At 58.5% G+C, this 15,965-nt stretch carries 12 protein-coding genes; 5 read left to right on the top strand and 7 right to left on the bottom strand.

The window, feature by feature from the left end; genetic code table 11:
* Positions 1-254 precede the first annotated feature (254 nt).
* Together EKD05_RS08855 and EKD05_RS08850 are read right to left on the bottom strand one after the other, a co-directional pair.
* A complete protein-coding gene (locus tag EKD05_RS08855) occupies positions 255-1,433 on the bottom strand; it encodes an MFS transporter (protein ID WP_129672078.1) in 1,179 nt (392 codons plus the stop codon).
* A gap of 1 nt (position 1,434) precedes the next feature.
* Positions 1,435-2,676, bottom strand: a complete 1,242-nt coding sequence (locus EKD05_RS08850) for a cysteine desulfurase-like protein (protein WP_129672077.1) — start codon at positions 2,674-2,676, stop codon at positions 1,435-1,437.
* Positions 2,677-2,816: 140 nt separating this feature from the next.
* Between EKD05_RS08850 and EKD05_RS08845 the strand changes: the two genes are divergently transcribed.
* Positions 2,817-3,011, top strand: coding sequence for a hypothetical protein (locus EKD05_RS08845; protein WP_129672076.1), 195 nt, complete (start codon positions 2,817-2,819; stop codon positions 3,009-3,011).
* Between the two features lie 54 nt (positions 3,012-3,065).
* Here EKD05_RS08845 and pknB read toward each other — a convergent pair whose 3' ends face one another.
* Entirely contained in the window at positions 3,066-4,877 is a 1,812-nt protein-coding gene (gene pknB, locus EKD05_RS08840) for a Stk1 family PASTA domain-containing Ser/Thr kinase (protein ID WP_129672075.1), read from the bottom strand.
* Between the two features lie 278 nt (positions 4,878-5,155).
* On the opposite strand from pknB, the gene EKD05_RS08835 reads away from it, so the two are divergent.
* Positions 5,156-6,121: a nucleoside hydrolase gene (locus EKD05_RS08835; RefSeq protein WP_240695697.1), complete on the top strand. Its 966-nt coding sequence runs from the start codon at positions 5,156-5,158 to the stop codon at positions 6,119-6,121.
* Here EKD05_RS08835 and EKD05_RS08830 read toward each other — a convergent pair.
* Positions 6,114-6,482 carry a 2Fe-2S iron-sulfur cluster-binding protein gene (locus EKD05_RS08830; RefSeq protein ID WP_129672074.1) on the bottom strand — a complete coding sequence of 123 codons (369 nt, stop codon included), beginning with the start codon at positions 6,480-6,482 and terminating at the stop codon, positions 6,114-6,116. The genes EKD05_RS08835 and EKD05_RS08830 overlap by 8 nt on opposite strands.
* A 443-nt stretch (positions 6,483-6,925) precedes the next feature.
* Here EKD05_RS08830 and EKD05_RS08825 point away from each other — a divergent pair, with 443 nt between their 5' ends.
* The 3 genes from EKD05_RS08825 (at position 6,926) to acs (ending at position 12,188) form a co-directional block, all read left to right on the top strand.
* A complete protein-coding gene (locus EKD05_RS08825) occupies positions 6,926-7,876 on the top strand; it encodes a tyrosine-type recombinase/integrase (RefSeq protein ID WP_240695696.1) in 951 nt (316 codons plus the stop codon).
* 448 nt (positions 7,877-8,324) lie between these two features.
* Positions 8,325-10,223: a propionate--CoA ligase gene (gene prpE / locus EKD05_RS08820; RefSeq protein ID WP_129672073.1), complete on the top strand. Its 1,899-nt coding sequence runs from the start codon at positions 8,325-8,327 to the stop codon at positions 10,221-10,223.
* A gap of 30 nt (positions 10,224-10,253) precedes the next feature.
* Positions 10,254-12,188 (top strand): acetate--CoA ligase, encoded by a 1,935-nt coding sequence (gene acs, locus EKD05_RS08815; RefSeq protein WP_129672072.1) that lies wholly within the window; start codon positions 10,254-10,256, stop codon positions 12,186-12,188.
* A gap of 82 nt (positions 12,189-12,270) precedes the next feature.
* Here acs and EKD05_RS08810 read toward each other — a convergent pair whose 3' ends face one another.
* From EKD05_RS08810 to tgt, 3 genes are all read right to left on the bottom strand, one after another.
* Complete coding sequence (locus EKD05_RS08810; protein ID WP_129672071.1) at positions 12,271-13,851, bottom strand: CHAD domain-containing protein; 1,581 nt, start codon at positions 13,849-13,851, stop codon at positions 12,271-12,273.
* Between the two features lie 9 nt (positions 13,852-13,860).
* Positions 13,861-14,475, bottom strand: a complete 615-nt coding sequence (locus tag EKD05_RS08805) for an inorganic triphosphatase (RefSeq protein WP_129672070.1) — start codon at positions 14,473-14,475, stop codon at positions 13,861-13,863.
* A 280-nt stretch (positions 14,476-14,755) separates the two neighbouring features.
* Positions 14,756-15,952 (bottom strand): tRNA guanosine(34) transglycosylase Tgt, encoded by a 1,197-nt coding sequence (tgt, locus tag EKD05_RS08800; RefSeq protein ID WP_370374893.1) that lies wholly within the window; start codon positions 15,950-15,952, stop codon positions 14,756-14,758.
* Positions 15,953-15,965: the final 13 nt, after the last annotated feature.

The following is a 15,965-nucleotide window of genomic DNA, read 5'->3' as shown; positions in this document are numbered from 1 at the left end:
GCCCTGATAGACGGGGCACCCCTCGCGGGTGCCCTACCCAGCCCCCGGCCCCTGGCCCCCGGCTCGGGCACCCCTTGCGGGTGCCCTGATAGACGGGGCCCCCGTCAAAGGGTTTGACCAGAGGGCGTCTGGATGGCGGGCGGCTTCGTCGCGCCATAGGAAACCTGCCAGGTGTGCGCCGGCGCGCTCTGTGGGGGCACGGAGCGGTGTCCCGGCGCACACCTGGCAGGTTTGATGGGGTTAGAGCCAGCGGCTCAGATGGCCTGGGAGAGGACGGGACGCCGACGGTAGACGCCGTAGGCCGCGACCCCCGCGAGCGCGGCGAGCACGCCGCCGAGCAACAGCGGGGCCCCCGGAGCAACGGCGCCGAGCATCCACGTCGCGGGAATAGGCGCAACCATGCGGGCCAGGCTATCGAGTGACGTGTAGACCCCCAGTACCTGGCCGCGTTCGTCGGCTTCGCTGGTGCGGATCAAGAGGCTCTGCAGGCTTGGCCCAATCAAGCCCGAGCCGAGGGCCACCAGCATCAATGAGAGAAGCAGAATGGGCCAGATCCAGGCGATCGCTGTGATCATCAACGATGCATAGAGCAGGATTGTTCCGGTGATGATGAGGCGTTCTTCGCCAAAGTGTTTGACAAGGCGCCCGGTAAAGCCTGCTTGCAAAATGACGGTAACCACGCCGACATAGGCGAGCAACAGGCCGGTTTCACGTGGGCCAAAGCTGTAGCGACGTTCACCGTAGAGGGCGAAACAGCTCTGGAAACAGATGAGGGCCAGCGCACTCAGGAAACCAGTCAGGTAGAGGGGCTTTAACAAAGGGCGTTGGCTGAGCCTGAAGATTGCCTTGAAGGTTGCGATGGGGCCGCCCTGGCCACTGCGTCGGCGCTGGGGTGGTTCCGGCAAGACCGTAATGGTGACGAGCAGAGATAGGAACGCAACGGCCGCAGCAGCAAAAGCGGGCAGAGCAAAATTGAACGTGGCAAGTAGCCCACCAAAGACTGGCCCGAGGATGAAGCCCAGGCCAAACGCCGCCCCGATCAGCGCCAGGCCACGGGCGCGATTGCTCTCGTCGGTGACGTCGCTGATGTAGGCTTGGGCGACCGTGATATTGCTGGCCATGATGCCGCCGACAAAACGGGCCAGAAAGAGCATCGGCAGCGAGGTTGCCAGGCCAAGCAGCGCAAAGCCCAGAACGGTACCAACCTGGCTCAGGACAAGAATGCGGCGGCGTCCAAACCGATCCGACAGGCTCCCGATGATCGGTGCGCCAACAAACTGCGCGGCGGCATAGGTGACCAGCAGCAAACCAACCTGCACCTCACTTGCCCCGAGGTGTTCGGCATAAAATGGCAGAAGGGGCAGAATAATGCCAAAGCCGAGCAGGTCAATAAAGACGACCAGAAAGATCGCCAGCAGGGGTGATTTTTGCATATCAGTGGGTTGTCGCTAACTGTTTGAGCTCGGCAAGCAGGTACTCGACTTCTTCGATCGTGTGATAGTGGGCCAGACCGATGCGCACCATGCCCCCGTGGGCTTCGACGCCGAGGCGCTCACTGAGGCTCAGCGCATAGTAGTTGCCGTCCCAGGCAAAAATGCCGCGGGCGGCTAGTGCCTCGGTGATGGCCCGCGGGGTATAGCCTTCTAGCCGGAAAGAGACAGTGGGTGTGCGTGTGGCAAAGCGCTCGGGTTCGCGCAGGCCATAGAAGGTGAGCCCGGGAATCTGGAGCAACCCGCTGACCAGGCGCTCGCTCAGGGTGCGTTCGTAGGCCTGGATGGTCTGCATCGCCGCTTGCAAGGCAGCGCGGCGATTGGGGGCACCTGGTTGGGCGAGACTAGCGAGGTAAGCAACGGCTGCCACGGTGCCGGCCAGCCCCTCGTGGTTCTGGGTACCGGTCATCCAGCGTTCGGGCGAGGTATTTGCGGCGGGGCGGACTTTGTAGGGCTGCAGGCGTTCGAGGTGTTCGGCTTTGCCATAGAGGACACCGACGTGGGGGCCAAAGAATTTATAGACACTACAGGCGAGGAAATCGCAGTCAAGCGCCTGCACATCAATGGGGCCGTGGGGGGCATAATGCACGGCATCAACAAACGAGAGTGCCCCGACCTGGCGCGCCTGGCGTATGATCGTGGCGACATCATTGATTGTTCCAACGGCATTCGAGGCATAGCCCACAGCGACCAACCTGGTACGTGGTGAGAGCAAGGCCGCGAAGCTTGCCATATCGAGGGTGCAATCTTCGACATCAACATCGACTTCACGGATCGTCACGCCGCGCTCTTCGAGGGCACGCCAGGGTGCCACATTGGCATCATGGTCGAGGCGGGTCACAATGATCTCATCACCTGGCCCCCAAGTACGCCCGAGGGCGCGACTCAGGGCAAACGTCAGACTCGTCATATTGGCCCCAAAGACCGTCTCGTGGGGGGCACAGCCGAGCAGATCGGCCATGGCTGCGTGGGCTGCGGCAAGGGTCTCATCGGTACGCTGGCTGGTCAGAAACGCCCCGTGGGTATTGGCATTGCGCCGGGTCAAATAGTCACTGATGGCCTCAATCACCATCTGGGGCACCTGGGTACCACCGGGAGCATCAAAGAAGACGGCCTGGCGACCGGCAACGAGCTCGGACAGGGCAGGAAACAAAGGGCGTACGTGGTGGGGATCAAAAGGGTACATAAGACTTTTGTTACCTCGCGAGCACATTCCTGCAAACACCTTGTTATCAAGCAATGGTATACTTGATTCTACACTACTGTAACTGTTTCAGCTACAATCGGGTAGAATGAGCAACAAGACATTGTTAAGGAGATCCGTTCATGTCATCATCCCTGGAACTACGACGTTATAAGGCTCCTCGCTGGATCAGCACACCGGCTGGTCAGTGGGCGTATGAAGTTAACGCAGAATGGCGCAAGCAGGCTGATGGCACATTTGCTGTTTCTGAGCGCCGCCTTTTGCTCGAAGAGGCTGAAAAACTGCAGAAGGTGGCTGCTGAGGCGCAGCAAGATTAAACCTATCTCTCATTGATACGACGAAGAAACCGCCAGCTTTGCTGGCGGTTTCTTTTAGCCACCGGGAGCTTTGACCCCAAGGATCACCTGGCTGCCGCGAGGAACCATGTCGCCATTGCGCACCGGTGGCCCATCGGCAATCTGGGCACTCACGACTTCGTTGTCGCGGAAGCGATCATAATCAATGAGCCGATCACGCCCTTGTTCATCGACGTAGATCAGCGTGATGCCCGGTGTATCAGCGAGGATCTGCTCGGCCTGGTCGCGTTGCAACCCGATCACATTGGGGAAACGCACGACATCGCCCTGACTCACGGTGAGCACGACCACCTGGCCTTGTGGTATACGGAGGCCCGGCCCCGGGGTCTGTCCAATCACAAAACCTGCGTCAATCGTGGTGCTTGGTGTTTCAACGACTTCGACGCCGAGGCCGACCCCGGTCAGGCGTGAACGAGCAATGGCAGCGGGCGTACGGATAAGATCAGGCACTTCAACGAGTTGCGGGCCAAGACTGACGGTAAACGTCACCCGCTCGCCTGGCAAGACCAGGGTGCCTGGGGCGATTTCCTGGCTCATAACCTGCCCGGCAGCGACGGTGGCATCAAAGGCCTCACGGCGAACGGGTTCAAGTTGCAATTGACGCAGCGATGTTTCGGCAGCTTCGACACTGAGCCCGATCAGATTCGGAATGCCCACGTCGAGTGATACCGTTGGCGTTGGCGCATCCGGCGCGCTCGTTGGCGTGACGGCTGATGGTACCGTCGGCGTTGGGCGATTGCCTCCTGCGCCCCAAAGGCTACCGATGAAACCATTAAACATCCCACTGTTGAAAAGATAGATCATTCCGACGAGCACCCCAAGCACGAGCATACCAACGAGAAAGACTCCACAGCCCGGGCCTTCCTGCCGTGGGGCACGTGCTGGTGTCGAGCGCGGTGCTGGTGGTACCGGGAAACGCCCAGAACTACTGGTGCCTGAGGATGGACGCACTGGCGGGGTGGCGATCGTGGTTTGCGCCAGCGACGGATTCATCGTCGTCGCTTGTTGGGCCAACTGGCTGTAGTTGCTCAGCAGATTGATGAATTCCTGGGCATCGCGGGGGCGTTGGGCGGGATCCTTCGCCAGCGCACGCAAAATGAGGGCCTCAAGCCCAGGCGGGATCGCCGGATTCAAACGACGTGGCGGAACCGGTGCCTCAGAGACATGCTTCATCGCGACGGCCACCGCGTTATCGCCGGTAAAAGGCAGACGTGCGGTCACCATCTCGTAGAGCACAATGCCAAGGGCATAGATATCAGATTGGGCGGTGGCAGGACGCCCCTGGGCCTGTTCAGGTGAAAGGTAATCGACGGTTCCAAACGAGATTCCGGTCTCGGTGAGGGCGGTCGAGAGATGGCTTTTGGCGACGCCAAAATCAGTGACGTGGGCCTGACCATCGTGGGTGACGATCACATTCTGGGGTTTGATATCGCGATGGATCATGCCGGCACGATGCGCGGCCTGGAGACCACGGGCAATCTGGGTTGCGAGATCAATGGCTCTGGCGACTGGCAACGGCCCTTCGCGCAGAATAAGCGTCTTGAGATCCGTGCCATCCACATATTCCATCACAATATAGTGAACATCGCCATCCTGGCCGACATCATAGATGTCCACAATATTGGGGTGGGCGAGCATCGCTGCTGCTTGCGCCTCGTGGCGAAAGCGTTCAAGAAAATCTTTTTCACTGAGAAAATGGCGATGCGGGATCTTGATCGCTACGCGCCGATTGAGACGCCGATCAAGGCCCAGATAGATGCGGGCCATTCCTCCTTCACCGATCTTCTGCTCAAGCTCGTAGCGTCCATCAAGGACTTGTGTATGCATATATAGTCGTTATTACAACACCCTGAATCCATGTCGAAGCAACAAAATCGGCCTGAGACCTCACAGGTCTTCAAGACCTGTGAGGTCTGAAGGCCATGTAGTACTCAGGGTGATACAACCCCAGGAAACTTACTTCACAAACTACTGATGCGGGACGCGAAAGTATTGCCATGTGCAGGGTCATTATGACACTTTGCGCCAGAGGCGTCAATGCAGATCGCTGAAGGCGCTATGCTCTATAATGGGCGGCAGAGTGGCGAAGATAGAGAGGAAGCGCTATGGATATGGTCTCTTCACGTCCGCGCCGGGTGGTTCTTGATACTGATCCCGGGATTGATGATGCGCTGGCGATTTTGCTGGCGCTTGCTTCGCCAGAAATAGAGCTTGCCGGGTTAAGTGTCGTGCATGGGAATTGCCCGTTGTCAGATGCGGTGGCAAATGCGCTGGCCGTCTTGCAGCTTGCCGGGCACCTACATCTTCCGGTGGCGGCTGGGTGCGAGCGTCCGCTGCTACGTGAGCCGGTGACGGCACGGAAGACGCATGGCGGGCGCGGCCTTGGTTATGCCAGTTTGCCAGCTAGCCCGGCGGTGCCCGTGGCCGAGCATGGCGTGGATATGATCATCCGCGAGATCCTGGCTGCCCCAGGCGAGGTAACGCTGGTGGCGGTCGGTCCGCTCACGAATGTCGCCTTGGCGCTGCGCAAAGCGCCGCAGATCGCCAAAGCAGTACACGAATGCATCATCATGGGTGGGGCTTTGCACGATCAAGGCAATACGACCCCGCTTGCCGAGTTCAATATCTATGCCGACCCCCACGCAGCGCAGATTGTCTTTAGTAGCGGAATGCCGGTCACCATCATGCCGTGGGACATCACCAAGCAGGTGCGGGTCACAGAGGAGCAGGTGCAAGCCCTGCGTGTGCATGGTGGGCCTGTGCCCCAGTTTATTGCTGACGCAACCCGGTTTTATATGGACTTTCACCGCGAACATTTTGGGTGGGCGGGCTGTGCCATCAACGACCCCGCGGCCCTTGCCCTGGTCTGGTGGCCCGAACTCGCCGAACTGGCCGAACTCTATGTCACGGTAGAGACAGTGAGTGAGCTGACCATGGGCAAGACCGTCGGTGATTTTCGGGGGGTAACCGGGCAACCTGCGAATGTTCGCTATGTGGCCCGGTTTGACAGCGCGGCCTTCGTTGAACGGTTTCTGGCTCGTATGGCGGCCTTGAGCCAGTTGATCAGGTGAGTTGATCAAGCGGGAAGAAGACGGCTTCGGGGGTCACTTCAGCTTCGAGGGCGGGGCCAGTATCGGTCCAGTTCTGGCTCGCTTTCGTCATCGGAACCTCGGCGATGATCATATCGTGGTCACAGGTAATCTGGCAGGCGAGGCGATACTGGCCCAGGAGGTCTCGTTCGCTCAGTTTGGCGTATTCAGCGTGGGTCATCGTTGTCGGCTCACCATCGGCAAAGGTCACACGACAGGTGGTACAACGCGCGTGCCCGCCACAACGATGCCCAATTTCGACCCCGGCCTGTTCAATTGCCACCGCGAGACGTGTGCCTTGGGCAACCTCGACGGTTGCCTCGCCAACCTTCAACATCGGCATACAAAAACCTCCAGCAAAGCAGTAATTATACAGTTTCAGGAATATGAGTAATATGGTTACGATATATTTACCGTACCACAGGACATCTTCAGCGTCAACCTCGTTGGGAACGGCTTGTCGCGTAGGCCTTGTGCCAGCACGGGTGACAAGGCGTAGAATTGATTGCAATGAGCTAAAAAGATGCTTGAGGAGAGCAAGAAACGCCGTGGGTGGGGGGATAGAAAATATGACAACCTCTTTATATATGAGGCTTCAAATATTCAGAGACGTGAACTAGAATTATCACTAACTTTTTGCTATAATGCGCGTGAACGACAGAGCCCCATGGCTCTTAGGTGATAGCCAACTGATGCTCATAGCAGCAGATGGCTAGGTGACGCCAGGAAGAAATAGGGTGCGCAGCAGCAAGACGCGGGCCCGGAGCGTCACACAGGAGGGTGGACATGTCCACGAACGCTAATCTCTCACTCCATTGTCCGCGTACGATCGCAACTGAAATGGAGACATTTCTCAGCGATGTTGTAGACGAGCATGGTCTGAGCACAAACACGATCACATCATACCGGTGCGATCTCCGCACGGCCGCAGCAATGATCGAGGCTCCACTCGAGACGATTACGGCTGACGACATCACGCAGTTTTTAGCCAGCCGCAACGAACAGCCGGGGACAACCAACCGGCGGATTGCGAGTCTGGGGCGGTTTTTTCGTTGGGCGGTCAAGCAAGGTTTAACCTTGCACAACCCGGTTGAGCAGGTGAATGCACGTTATCATACCGAACATCGTCCACAGCCTATTGCCAGTGAAGCCGAGCGGCGGGCGTTAGACAGTGCGATTGCCAGTTCATCGCAGCCGTACCGTTTGATCTTTATTCTTTTGCGCGAAATTGGCATACGTACCGACGAGGTGCTCAACCTCAATGTTGGCGATGTCATTCTTGAGCCCGGACGCGAAGTGCTGCTGGTTCAGGATAGCAAGAGTGGCACCAAACGAATGGTGGTGTTGACGCCTGATGTGATGCCGCGCAGCCTCCGTGGGTTGCGGAGTTGGATGCGTGAAATGGCCGAGACGCTTCCCCCGGAGACACCGCTCTTTCGTTCATCGCGGGGCAACCGTGCATCGTATGACACATTGCATCGCCGCTGGGTACAGGTCTGCAAGCAGGCTCACCTCGTTGACATTGAGGATGGACGCGAAGTACCGCGGTACACATTGCATCACTTGCGTCACACGGCTGCCGCTGAACTGATCGCCTTCTATCCCGAGCAGGTCGTACGGCGGATCCTTGGCCACCGTGATCCGCGCAGCACACGTCGGTACGCCGAAATCGTCCACGCAAACCAGCTTGGTGGCGCAACGCAAGAGGAAGTTCAGCGCGAACAACAGGCTTCCTAGCGTCTGTTTGTACCTTAGTTCAGCCCACGACAAAACTGCCAGCACTGCTGGCAGTTTTGTCGTGGGCCGAGGCATTTTAGCTGGGGCGGACACTCTGGCGGCCTGATTACGCTGTTTCTGTTTATTCCGCTGCCACTTAACCCACCAGGGCAGCGAGAAGAGATAGAGGCCTGTCAGGGCAAAAACAAGAACCATCACCTGCTGAAGGCGTTGAACCACGGTGCGAATGGTGAAATTTTCTTCACCAGAAAGGTAGATGTATTCTCCCTGCGATCGCGTTTTCAGGGATTACAATAGAAAAACAGTCACGCAGACTTGGTATCGAATCTTCACAGTGTTTTGCGAAAGCGCAACTCTTGCAATACCACGCATTGCGTGGTATTGTTCTGCAACACTGTGTACAATTTCCTTGTCCAGGAACCGAATTCCTCAGAGAGGAGGCGTTTGTATGGGCTACGCGGAACTTCACCGCCGCTCGATCGAAGACCCGGAGGGCTTTTGGGGGGAGCTTGCTGCTGAGCTTCATTGGTACAAGCCGTGGGATAAGGTGCTTGATGATAGCAAGGCCCCTTTTTATCGCTGGTTTGTTGGTGGTGAGACCAACATGTGCTACAACGCCGTTGATCGGCACGCACTCGGGCCGCGTCGCGGTCAGGCGGCTTTGATCTGGGAGAGTCCAGAGGTTGGGCAGTCGCGTACGCTTACCTACTTTGAACTCTACCGCGAAGTGAACCGGCTCGCCGGTGTGTTCCATAGCCTGGGCGTGCGTAAGGGTGATCGGGTGATCATCTATATGCCGATGGTGCCCGAGGCGATTTTTTCGATGCTGGCCTGTGCGCGTCTTGGCGCGATCCATTCGGTTGTGTTTGGTGGTTTTTCGATCACGTCGCTGGCGTCGCGCATTGATGATGCGGAGCCGGTTTTGATTGTTACCGCCGATGCCGGGATGCGCAAAGGTATGCCTGTTCCGCTCAAAGAGATTGTTGATCGCTCGATCGAGGCGGCGGATTCGGATAGTGTGCGTGATGTGCTTGTTCTCGATCGTGGGCTTGTGCCAATCGAGATGAAGAAGGGCCGCGATCTTGACTGGGCCGAGCAACTCGAGAAGCGTGGCATGCGCTACATCGAGCCAACCCCCGTGCAGTCGACTGATCCACTCTATATTCTCTATACCTCGGGCACAACCGGCAAGCCCAAGGGTGTCGTGCGTGATACCGGTGGGTATATGGTGGCCTTGCACGCCTCGATGAGCCACATCTATGATTGTGGTGATGGCGATGTCTACTGGTCAACCTCGGACATTGGCTGGGTTGTTGGGCATAGCTATATTGTCTATGCACCGCTGCTCAAGGGTGTGCCGACGGTGGTCTATGAGGGTCGGCCTGACCATCCCGATCCAGGCGTCTGGTGGCGGGTGATCGAGAAGTATGGCGTGACTCACGTCTTTACGGCCCCGACGGCGTTGCGGGCGTTGCGCAAGTTCCCCGATCAGTGGATGAAGAATGCCGACATCAGTTCGATGCGGATTCTCTATGCCGCTGGTGAGCCGCTTGATGCGCCGACCTACGAGTGGGCCAAAGATACCCTTGGTGTGCCGGTGATTGACCACTATTGGCAGACTGAGAGCGGCTGGAGCATGCTCACCAACCCGGTTGGGGTTGAGCAGATGCCCGTCAAGCCTGGTTCGCCCTCGGTGGCGGCCTTTGGGCATAACCTGGAGATTGTTGACACCGATGGCAACTCGATCCCGCGTGGGGAAAAAGGCTTTTTGATCGAGCATGGCCCGTTGCCTCCCGGCATGTTGATGACGCTCTGGAATGATGATGATCGGTACCTGAAGAGCTACTGGGAGCATTTCAAGGGCAAGACGGTCTATATGTCGGGCGACTATGCGATCCAGGATGCAGATGGTTACTACTGGATGCTCGGTCGCGCCGATGAGGTCTTGAATGTGTCGGGGCACCGCCTGGGCACGCGTGAGATCGAAGAGGTTATTTCGAGCCATCCCGCCGTTGCCGAGGCAGCGGTGATTGGCGTCCGTCATGAACTCAAAGGCGAGGGTGTCTTGGTGCTCGCGGTACTCAAGCAGCACATTGCGGCTGCTGACCGTGACAGCATTTCGCGCGGTCTAACCCAACTGGTGCGTGAGAATATCGGGCCGATCGCCACACCTGATGCCATTCACTTTGTCAGTATGTTGCCCAAGACACGCTCGGGCAAGATCATGCGCCGTGTGATGCGAGCCGTCTATCAGGGCGATAATATTGGTGATCTGAGCACGATCGAAGACGATGCCACCGTTGATATGGTGCGCGAGGCGGTTGATCTGCTCAAGGGCGATCTGTAGTTGTGTGTTGTGGAACAAGGAGGTTACCCCATGACCGAGCCCCGCGATGTGGCAACGTACCATCACGATGAGGTTTTTACGCCGGACTCGTCAATCGTCGAACAGTCCAATGTGATGGCCTACGCCCGTTCCAAGGGTCTTTCGAGCTACGATGAACTGTATCAGTGGACACTCGATAACAATGAGCAGTTCTGGGCCGATATGGCCAGTGAGTTGGAGTGGTTTGAGCCGTGGGAGAAGGTGCTTGATGATAGTGACAAGCCCTTCTTCAAATGGTTCACCGGTGCCAAGACGAATATTGTGCATAATGCACTTGATCGCCATGCCCGTTCGTGGCGCAAGAACAAGTTGGCGATCGTGTGGGAAGGTGAAGATGGTACCCAGCGCACCTTTTCGTACCATGCGCTGAACCGCGAAGTCAACAAAATGGCGAATGTGCTCAAGAGCGTGGGTGTGAAGAAGGGTGATATTGTCACCATCTATCTGCCACGTATTCCTGAGTTGCCGATGTTTATGCTTGCCTGTGCGAAGATCGGGGCCGCCCACAGCGTGGTGTATGGCGGTTTCTCGGAAGCGGCCCTGGCCGACCGCCTGGCTGATGCGCATAGCAAGGTACTGGTGACTGCCGATGGCGGCTTTATGCGCGCCAAGGTGATCGAACTCAAGCAGATTGCCGATGAGGCGATGGCGCGTACGCCCACCGTGCAGACGTGTCTGGTCGTGAAGCGCACCGGCCACGAGGTCAATATGGAACTTGGCCGTGATCTGTGGCTGCACGAGTTGATGAGCCTGCCGATTGCCGGGGCCGAGTGCCCGACCGAAGTGCTTGATGCCGAGACCCCGCTCTTTATTCTGTATACCTCGGGGACAACCGGCAAGCCCAAGGGTGTGGTGCATACCCACGGCGGCTATATGGTCGGTACCTATGCGACGCTCAAGATGGTCTTTGACCTGAAAGAAGAGGATCGCTACTGGTGTGCTGCTGATCCGGGCTGGATCACCGGCCATAGCTATATTGTCTATAGCCCGTTGTTGAATGGCGCAACGTCGTTTATGTACGAAGGTGCCCCCAACTATCCCTTCCCCGACCGCTGGTGGTCGCTCGTCAATCGTCACTCGATCAGCATTCTCTACACGGCGCCAACGGCCATCCGTGGCCTGATGCGCTTTGGGGAGGCCTGGCCTTCCCGCCACGACTTGAGCAGCCTGCGTCTGCTTGGCTCGGTCGGTGAGCCGATCAACCCCGAGGCGTGGAAGTGGTTCTATAATGTGATCGGTGGGGGCCGCTGTCCGATTATGGATACGTGGTGGCAGACCGAGACGGGCCACTTTATGATTACGCCAACACCTGCGGTGCCGCTCAAGCCGGGGAGTGCAACGCGGCCGTTCCTGGGGGTCGAGGTTGATGTTATCCACGAGGACGGCTCTTCGTGTGGGCCAGATGAGGATGGGTTGCTGGTGATCAAGCGCCCCTGGCCTGGTATGATGCGGACGATCCTGAATGATCCGCAGCGCTATGTTGATACCTACTGGACGAAGGTTCCCGGCATGTATGCTGCTGGCGATAGCGCCCGCAAAGACACCGATGGCTATATCTGGGTCATTGGCCGTCTCGATGATGTGATCAAGGTCTCGGGGTATCGGCTTGGCACGGCAGAAGTCGAGAGTGCGCTGGTCAGCCACCCGGCGGTGGCCGAGGCCGCGGCGATTGGTTTGCCGCACGAGGTCAAGGGCAATGCGATCCATGCCTTTGTCATTCTGCGGGCGGCCTTTGAGGGTAGTCCCAAGCTCGAAGATGAACTGCGGAGCCACGTTGGTCACGAGCTCGGGCCGATTGCGCGCCCCGATCAAATTACGTTCGTCACTGTGCTGCCCAAGACACGCTCGGGCAAGATTATGCGGCGTGTGCTCAAGGCACGTGCCCAGGGCCTGCCTGAGGGTGATGTGAGTACGTTAGAGGAATAGAGTTCTTTCTCGCCCATGCAAAAAAGCCAGCGTCGCTGGCTTTTTTGCATGGGCGAGAGTTTTGTACGCCAGCGTCGCTGGTTTACAGGTTGAGCAGCAAATCGATCAGGATCTGACGATACGCGGGGCTGTTGAGTTGCGTCCAGCGCTCGGGGAGTTCGGCGATGAGTTGGTGGCCGTGCTCTTCGCGTAGGGTCATATAGGCGGCGACGGCGGCCCCGGTGGTGGCATCGCGGCGATGCGGTGCGAGCAGGGCGCGGGCGACATCGAGGTCGTTGAGTTCACCGAGATGATCCTGGAAACCGACGAGCGCGTTCACCGCTGTTTCAGCGTGTTCACCGAGCGTATCACTGAAGAGCTCGAGCACATAACGCATGCGTTTGCCCTCGATGCGCATCATGTGAAGTTGGGCAATGTCGGCTGGCAAGCCACCCCGGTCGTAGGCGCGGAGGGCTTCGTAGTGCCGCCAGATCGTACTCCCACCCAGGTCGCACACGCGGGGTTGGTCGTCCCACTGGGTATGATCATTCATCATACGGGCGCAACGTTGGACAAACGCCGCGTGATCGTCACGGTTAAGGTGCTTGATCAGGGCGGCATAGGCTGCCTTGCGTTCGCTACCGAGACGTTCGATCAGCGTAGCAAGGCCGGGTTGCAACTCGAGAGGGAGTGACGCGGCCTGTCGGGTGAGATCGTCGAGCAAGACATCGCGGTCGCGGACAGCGCTTGCTTCGCGGGCAATGCGCCCGATGCCTTTGTTGTACTTGCGCAGGTCGCTGCCACTATAGACCGGGGCAAGCAGGCGCAGAATCGCACGCAGGCGTCGCGTTGCCACACGGAGGGCATGGACGGCCTCGATGTCGGTATCGGCGCGGACATCGCGTTCAGCGAGCAACATCCGGCGAAGTTGACGCCGCAGCAAGACGCGGCCCAGTTCGGCCAGCGGCGTTGTCGCCTGCGCATACCATGGTTGGAGCATGCCAGTTTCGCTTGCCTCGGGATCGTCGGGTTGCGTGATCGGCGCATCCAGAGCCTGGGCTTGCTCGGGTTGGGCTGCTTCTTTGCCCCATTGAAACCCGTGCGGTGCTTCTTCCCCAGCATTTTCAACCACCATAGCGAGCGACTCACCAAAGACCCTGGCCCAGAGATCTGCTTTCACCATGGCCCGTTCGCCATCCTCTTGGGCATAGGGGCCGGTGAGATGCAGACAAAAGCCACTGGTAGTGCGGCTTACGGTGTGCAGCACGGTGGTTTGTGACTGGCTATGATCCAGGCCATCGGCGACACGTAAGATGGCTGCGTAGTGCAGCGTCTCGATGCGGGCTTTGTTGCCTAGGGCAAGATAGGCTGGTTCGACCTGGGGGCGCACCTTCTTGCGATGAAAGGCGACTTGTGCGGCCACGATCGCCCGTTCGCGTGGGGCAAAGCCGTCGGTCAATTGACCAAGGACAAGATCGCGACCCACGAGGTGATGCTCGGCAGGATTGGTGGTCAAGCCAACATTATGGAGCAGTGCGCCAACTTCGAGCAGATACCGTCCATCAGCATTGAGCGAATACGGTTCGGCGGTGGCATCAAAAAGCGCGAGGGCCAGATCGGCAACCCGACGAGCGTGAGCTTGATCAACGTAATAGGTTGTCAACAGTGCATCAATGTTCATCATCGCTTTCCCTTACGCGTGGGCTCGCAACTCGAGCGCACGCTGAAGCTTGGTGCGTGGTTCAGGTATAAGCGTAATATGCAAACTGAGGGCTGACGCAAGGGCGACGAGGTCTTCGTGGACACCTTCGCTGAGCAATTCAATTTCAAGCTCGCTAAAGGGTTGCTCATACGCGCCAACACCGAGCATCCCGTGATCGAGGCAAATTTCGGCAACTGGCACACCCTCGCGCTGGGCATAGAGCACCTGGCGTTGGGTCGTAATGGTCACCGTTGGCACCAGCGTGGCTCCCCCGGTCAAGGCGAGGGCCAATTCACGCGCCACCCCGGCGGGCCAGGTTGAGGGTTGGGGATTGGTGCCAGGGAACTCGAATTCAGAGCGACGATGCACGCCATCGGCGGCTACTTCGGCGGGGCCTTTGAGCGTAATCAGCGAACGCGAGCCAATCCGTCGCACACGCAGGCCATAGCGGGCTGTGGTGAGGCGGGCATCAACGGTATCATAGTATACATTCTCTTGTTGTTCGGGGGCGGGGGCCGGGTCGAGACGATAAACACCTAGGCTTTGCAACGTGGCGACGATGCCAAGATCAGTGGTCTCTACACGATATTTTGCTTCAATTTCCATAGTTGTTCCATTGCGCTGGTGGGGTACAGATTGCAACAGGCCACGCTGGCTGTTGCTGTGCTGTCTGTGCTTAGGATACCATACCTTGAGGGCGGTCGCCTATGCGCGATTCGGGGGGCGAAGGCTCACCCGATAAAGTTTTCCGCCAGCACCGCCGACCACGAATACTAATCACGAATAAACGAATATGGGCGTTGCGGAGCGGTATTCGTGGTCGGCGACGCTACCGGGAAACTCCGTTCACAGACTAGTAAGCACCGCTTTTAGAGCCTGCCCGACTTCACAATGTAAGCGCCTTGCCCATCCAGGCAGCATAGAGGTCAGCGAAGCTTCCGGCGGCAATGGCGGCGCGTACCTCGGCCATGAGGTCGAGCAAGAAGGCGACGTTGTGCAGGCTGACCAGGCGGAGGCCGAGGATCTCTTTGGCACGGTAGAGGTAATGAATATAGGCGCGTGAGAAGTGTTGGCAGGCGTAACAACGGCATCCCTCTTGCAGGGGCGCATCGTCTTCACGGAGGGGCGCATTGAGCACATTGAGTTTCCAGCGGCGGCTGGGATCGCGGATCAGCGCGGTGCCGTGGCGCCCGAGGCGGGTAGGGCTCACGCAGTCGAACATATCAATGCCACGGGCGACCCCTTCAAAGAGGTCGTCGACATCGCCAATACCGAGCAAATGGCGGGCAAGACCGTCGGGCATGTGGGGCACGGTCATCGCGACGACTTCGTAGATCTGGCTTTTATCGGCCCCGAGGGAACCGCCGATGCAGAGGCCATCGAAGCCCATCGCGCCAATATACTCGGCGCTAGCCTGGCGAAGATCGGGGAAGACGCCCCCGTGGACAATGCCAAAGAGACGCTGGTCGGGGTTGGGCAAGGCTGCCGGATCGCGCTCGCGATGCGTCGTGAGGCAGCGCTCGGCCCAACGATGGGTGCGGGCCAGGCTCTCGCGGGTATAGTCATAGCCAGCGCGGAAGGGCGGCAGTTCATCAAAGGCGAGGATGATATCGCCGCCAATGCCGTGTTGCACCTGAATCGATCGTTCGGGTGTAAAGACATGGCGCGAGCCATCGAGATAGCTCTTGAAGATGACCGCATCTTCGGTCACCTTGACCATCTCGGGTAGGCGTTGGGTGTGTTGAGGGCGGCGGCCCTTGACTTCATCGGCGATGCCGCCATAGATGAGCGAGAAGACCTGAAAGCCCCCGCTATCAGTAAGAATCGGGCCATCCCAGCCCATAAAACGGTGCAAGCCCCCGCGACGGGCCAGCAACTCGTGACCTGGCTGGAGATAGAGATGGTAGGTATTGCCCAGGATAATGCTGGCCCCGTGGTCGTGCAACTCGTGGGGGGTCAACGCCTTGACGGTGCCACGGGTACCGACCGGCATAAAGACAGGCGTTGCCACCTGCCCATGCGCGGTGGTGAGCATGCCACAACGCGCCTGCGACGTTGGGTCACGATGCGTAATCGTAAAGATGACGGGCCTCCGT

The organism is Candidatus Chloroploca sp. Khr17 (assembly GCF_004138165.1).
In the GTDB taxonomy this organism is placed as follows: Bacteria; Chloroflexota; Chloroflexia; order Chloroflexales; family Chloroflexaceae; genus Chloroploca.
The sequence above is the reverse complement of the archived record's forward strand: the minus strand, read 5'-3'. Positions and strand labels throughout refer to the sequence as shown.

Excerpts from the sequence above, each read along its gene's own strand:
- EKD05_RS08845 (WP_129672076.1), top strand. The coding sequence starts at position 2,817 with ATGTCATCATCCCTGGAACTACGACGTTATAAGGCTCCTCGCTGGATC.
- pknB (WP_129672075.1), bottom strand. The coding sequence starts at position 4,877 with ATGCATACACAAGTCCTTGATGGACGCTACGAGCTTGAGCAGAAGATC.
- EKD05_RS08825 (WP_240695696.1), top strand. The coding sequence starts at position 6,926 with ATGTCCACGAACGCTAATCTCTCACTCCATTGTCCGCGTACGATCGCA.
- acs (WP_129672072.1), top strand. The coding sequence starts at position 10,254 with ATGACCGAGCCCCGCGATGTGGCAACGTACCATCACGATGAGGTTTTT.
- EKD05_RS08805 (WP_129672070.1), bottom strand. The coding sequence starts at position 14,475 with ATGGAAATTGAAGCAAAATATCGTGTAGAGACCACTGATCTTGGCATC.
- EKD05_RS08850 (WP_129672077.1), bottom strand. The coding sequence starts at position 2,676 with ATGTACCCTTTTGATCCCCACCACGTACGCCCTTTGTTTCCTGCCCTG.
- EKD05_RS08830 (WP_129672074.1), bottom strand. The coding sequence starts at position 6,482 with ATGCCGATGTTGAAGGTTGGCGAGGCAACCGTCGAGGTTGCCCAAGGC.
- prpE (WP_129672073.1), top strand. The coding sequence starts at position 8,325 with ATGGGCTACGCGGAACTTCACCGCCGCTCGATCGAAGACCCGGAGGGC.
- EKD05_RS08810 (WP_129672071.1), bottom strand. The coding sequence starts at position 13,851 with ATGATGAACATTGATGCACTGTTGACAACCTATTACGTTGATCAAGCT.
- EKD05_RS08855 (WP_129672078.1), bottom strand. The coding sequence starts at position 1,433 with ATGCAAAAATCACCCCTGCTGGCGATCTTTCTGGTCGTCTTTATTGAC.
- EKD05_RS08835 (WP_240695697.1), top strand. The coding sequence starts at position 5,156 with ATGGATATGGTCTCTTCACGTCCGCGCCGGGTGGTTCTTGATACTGAT.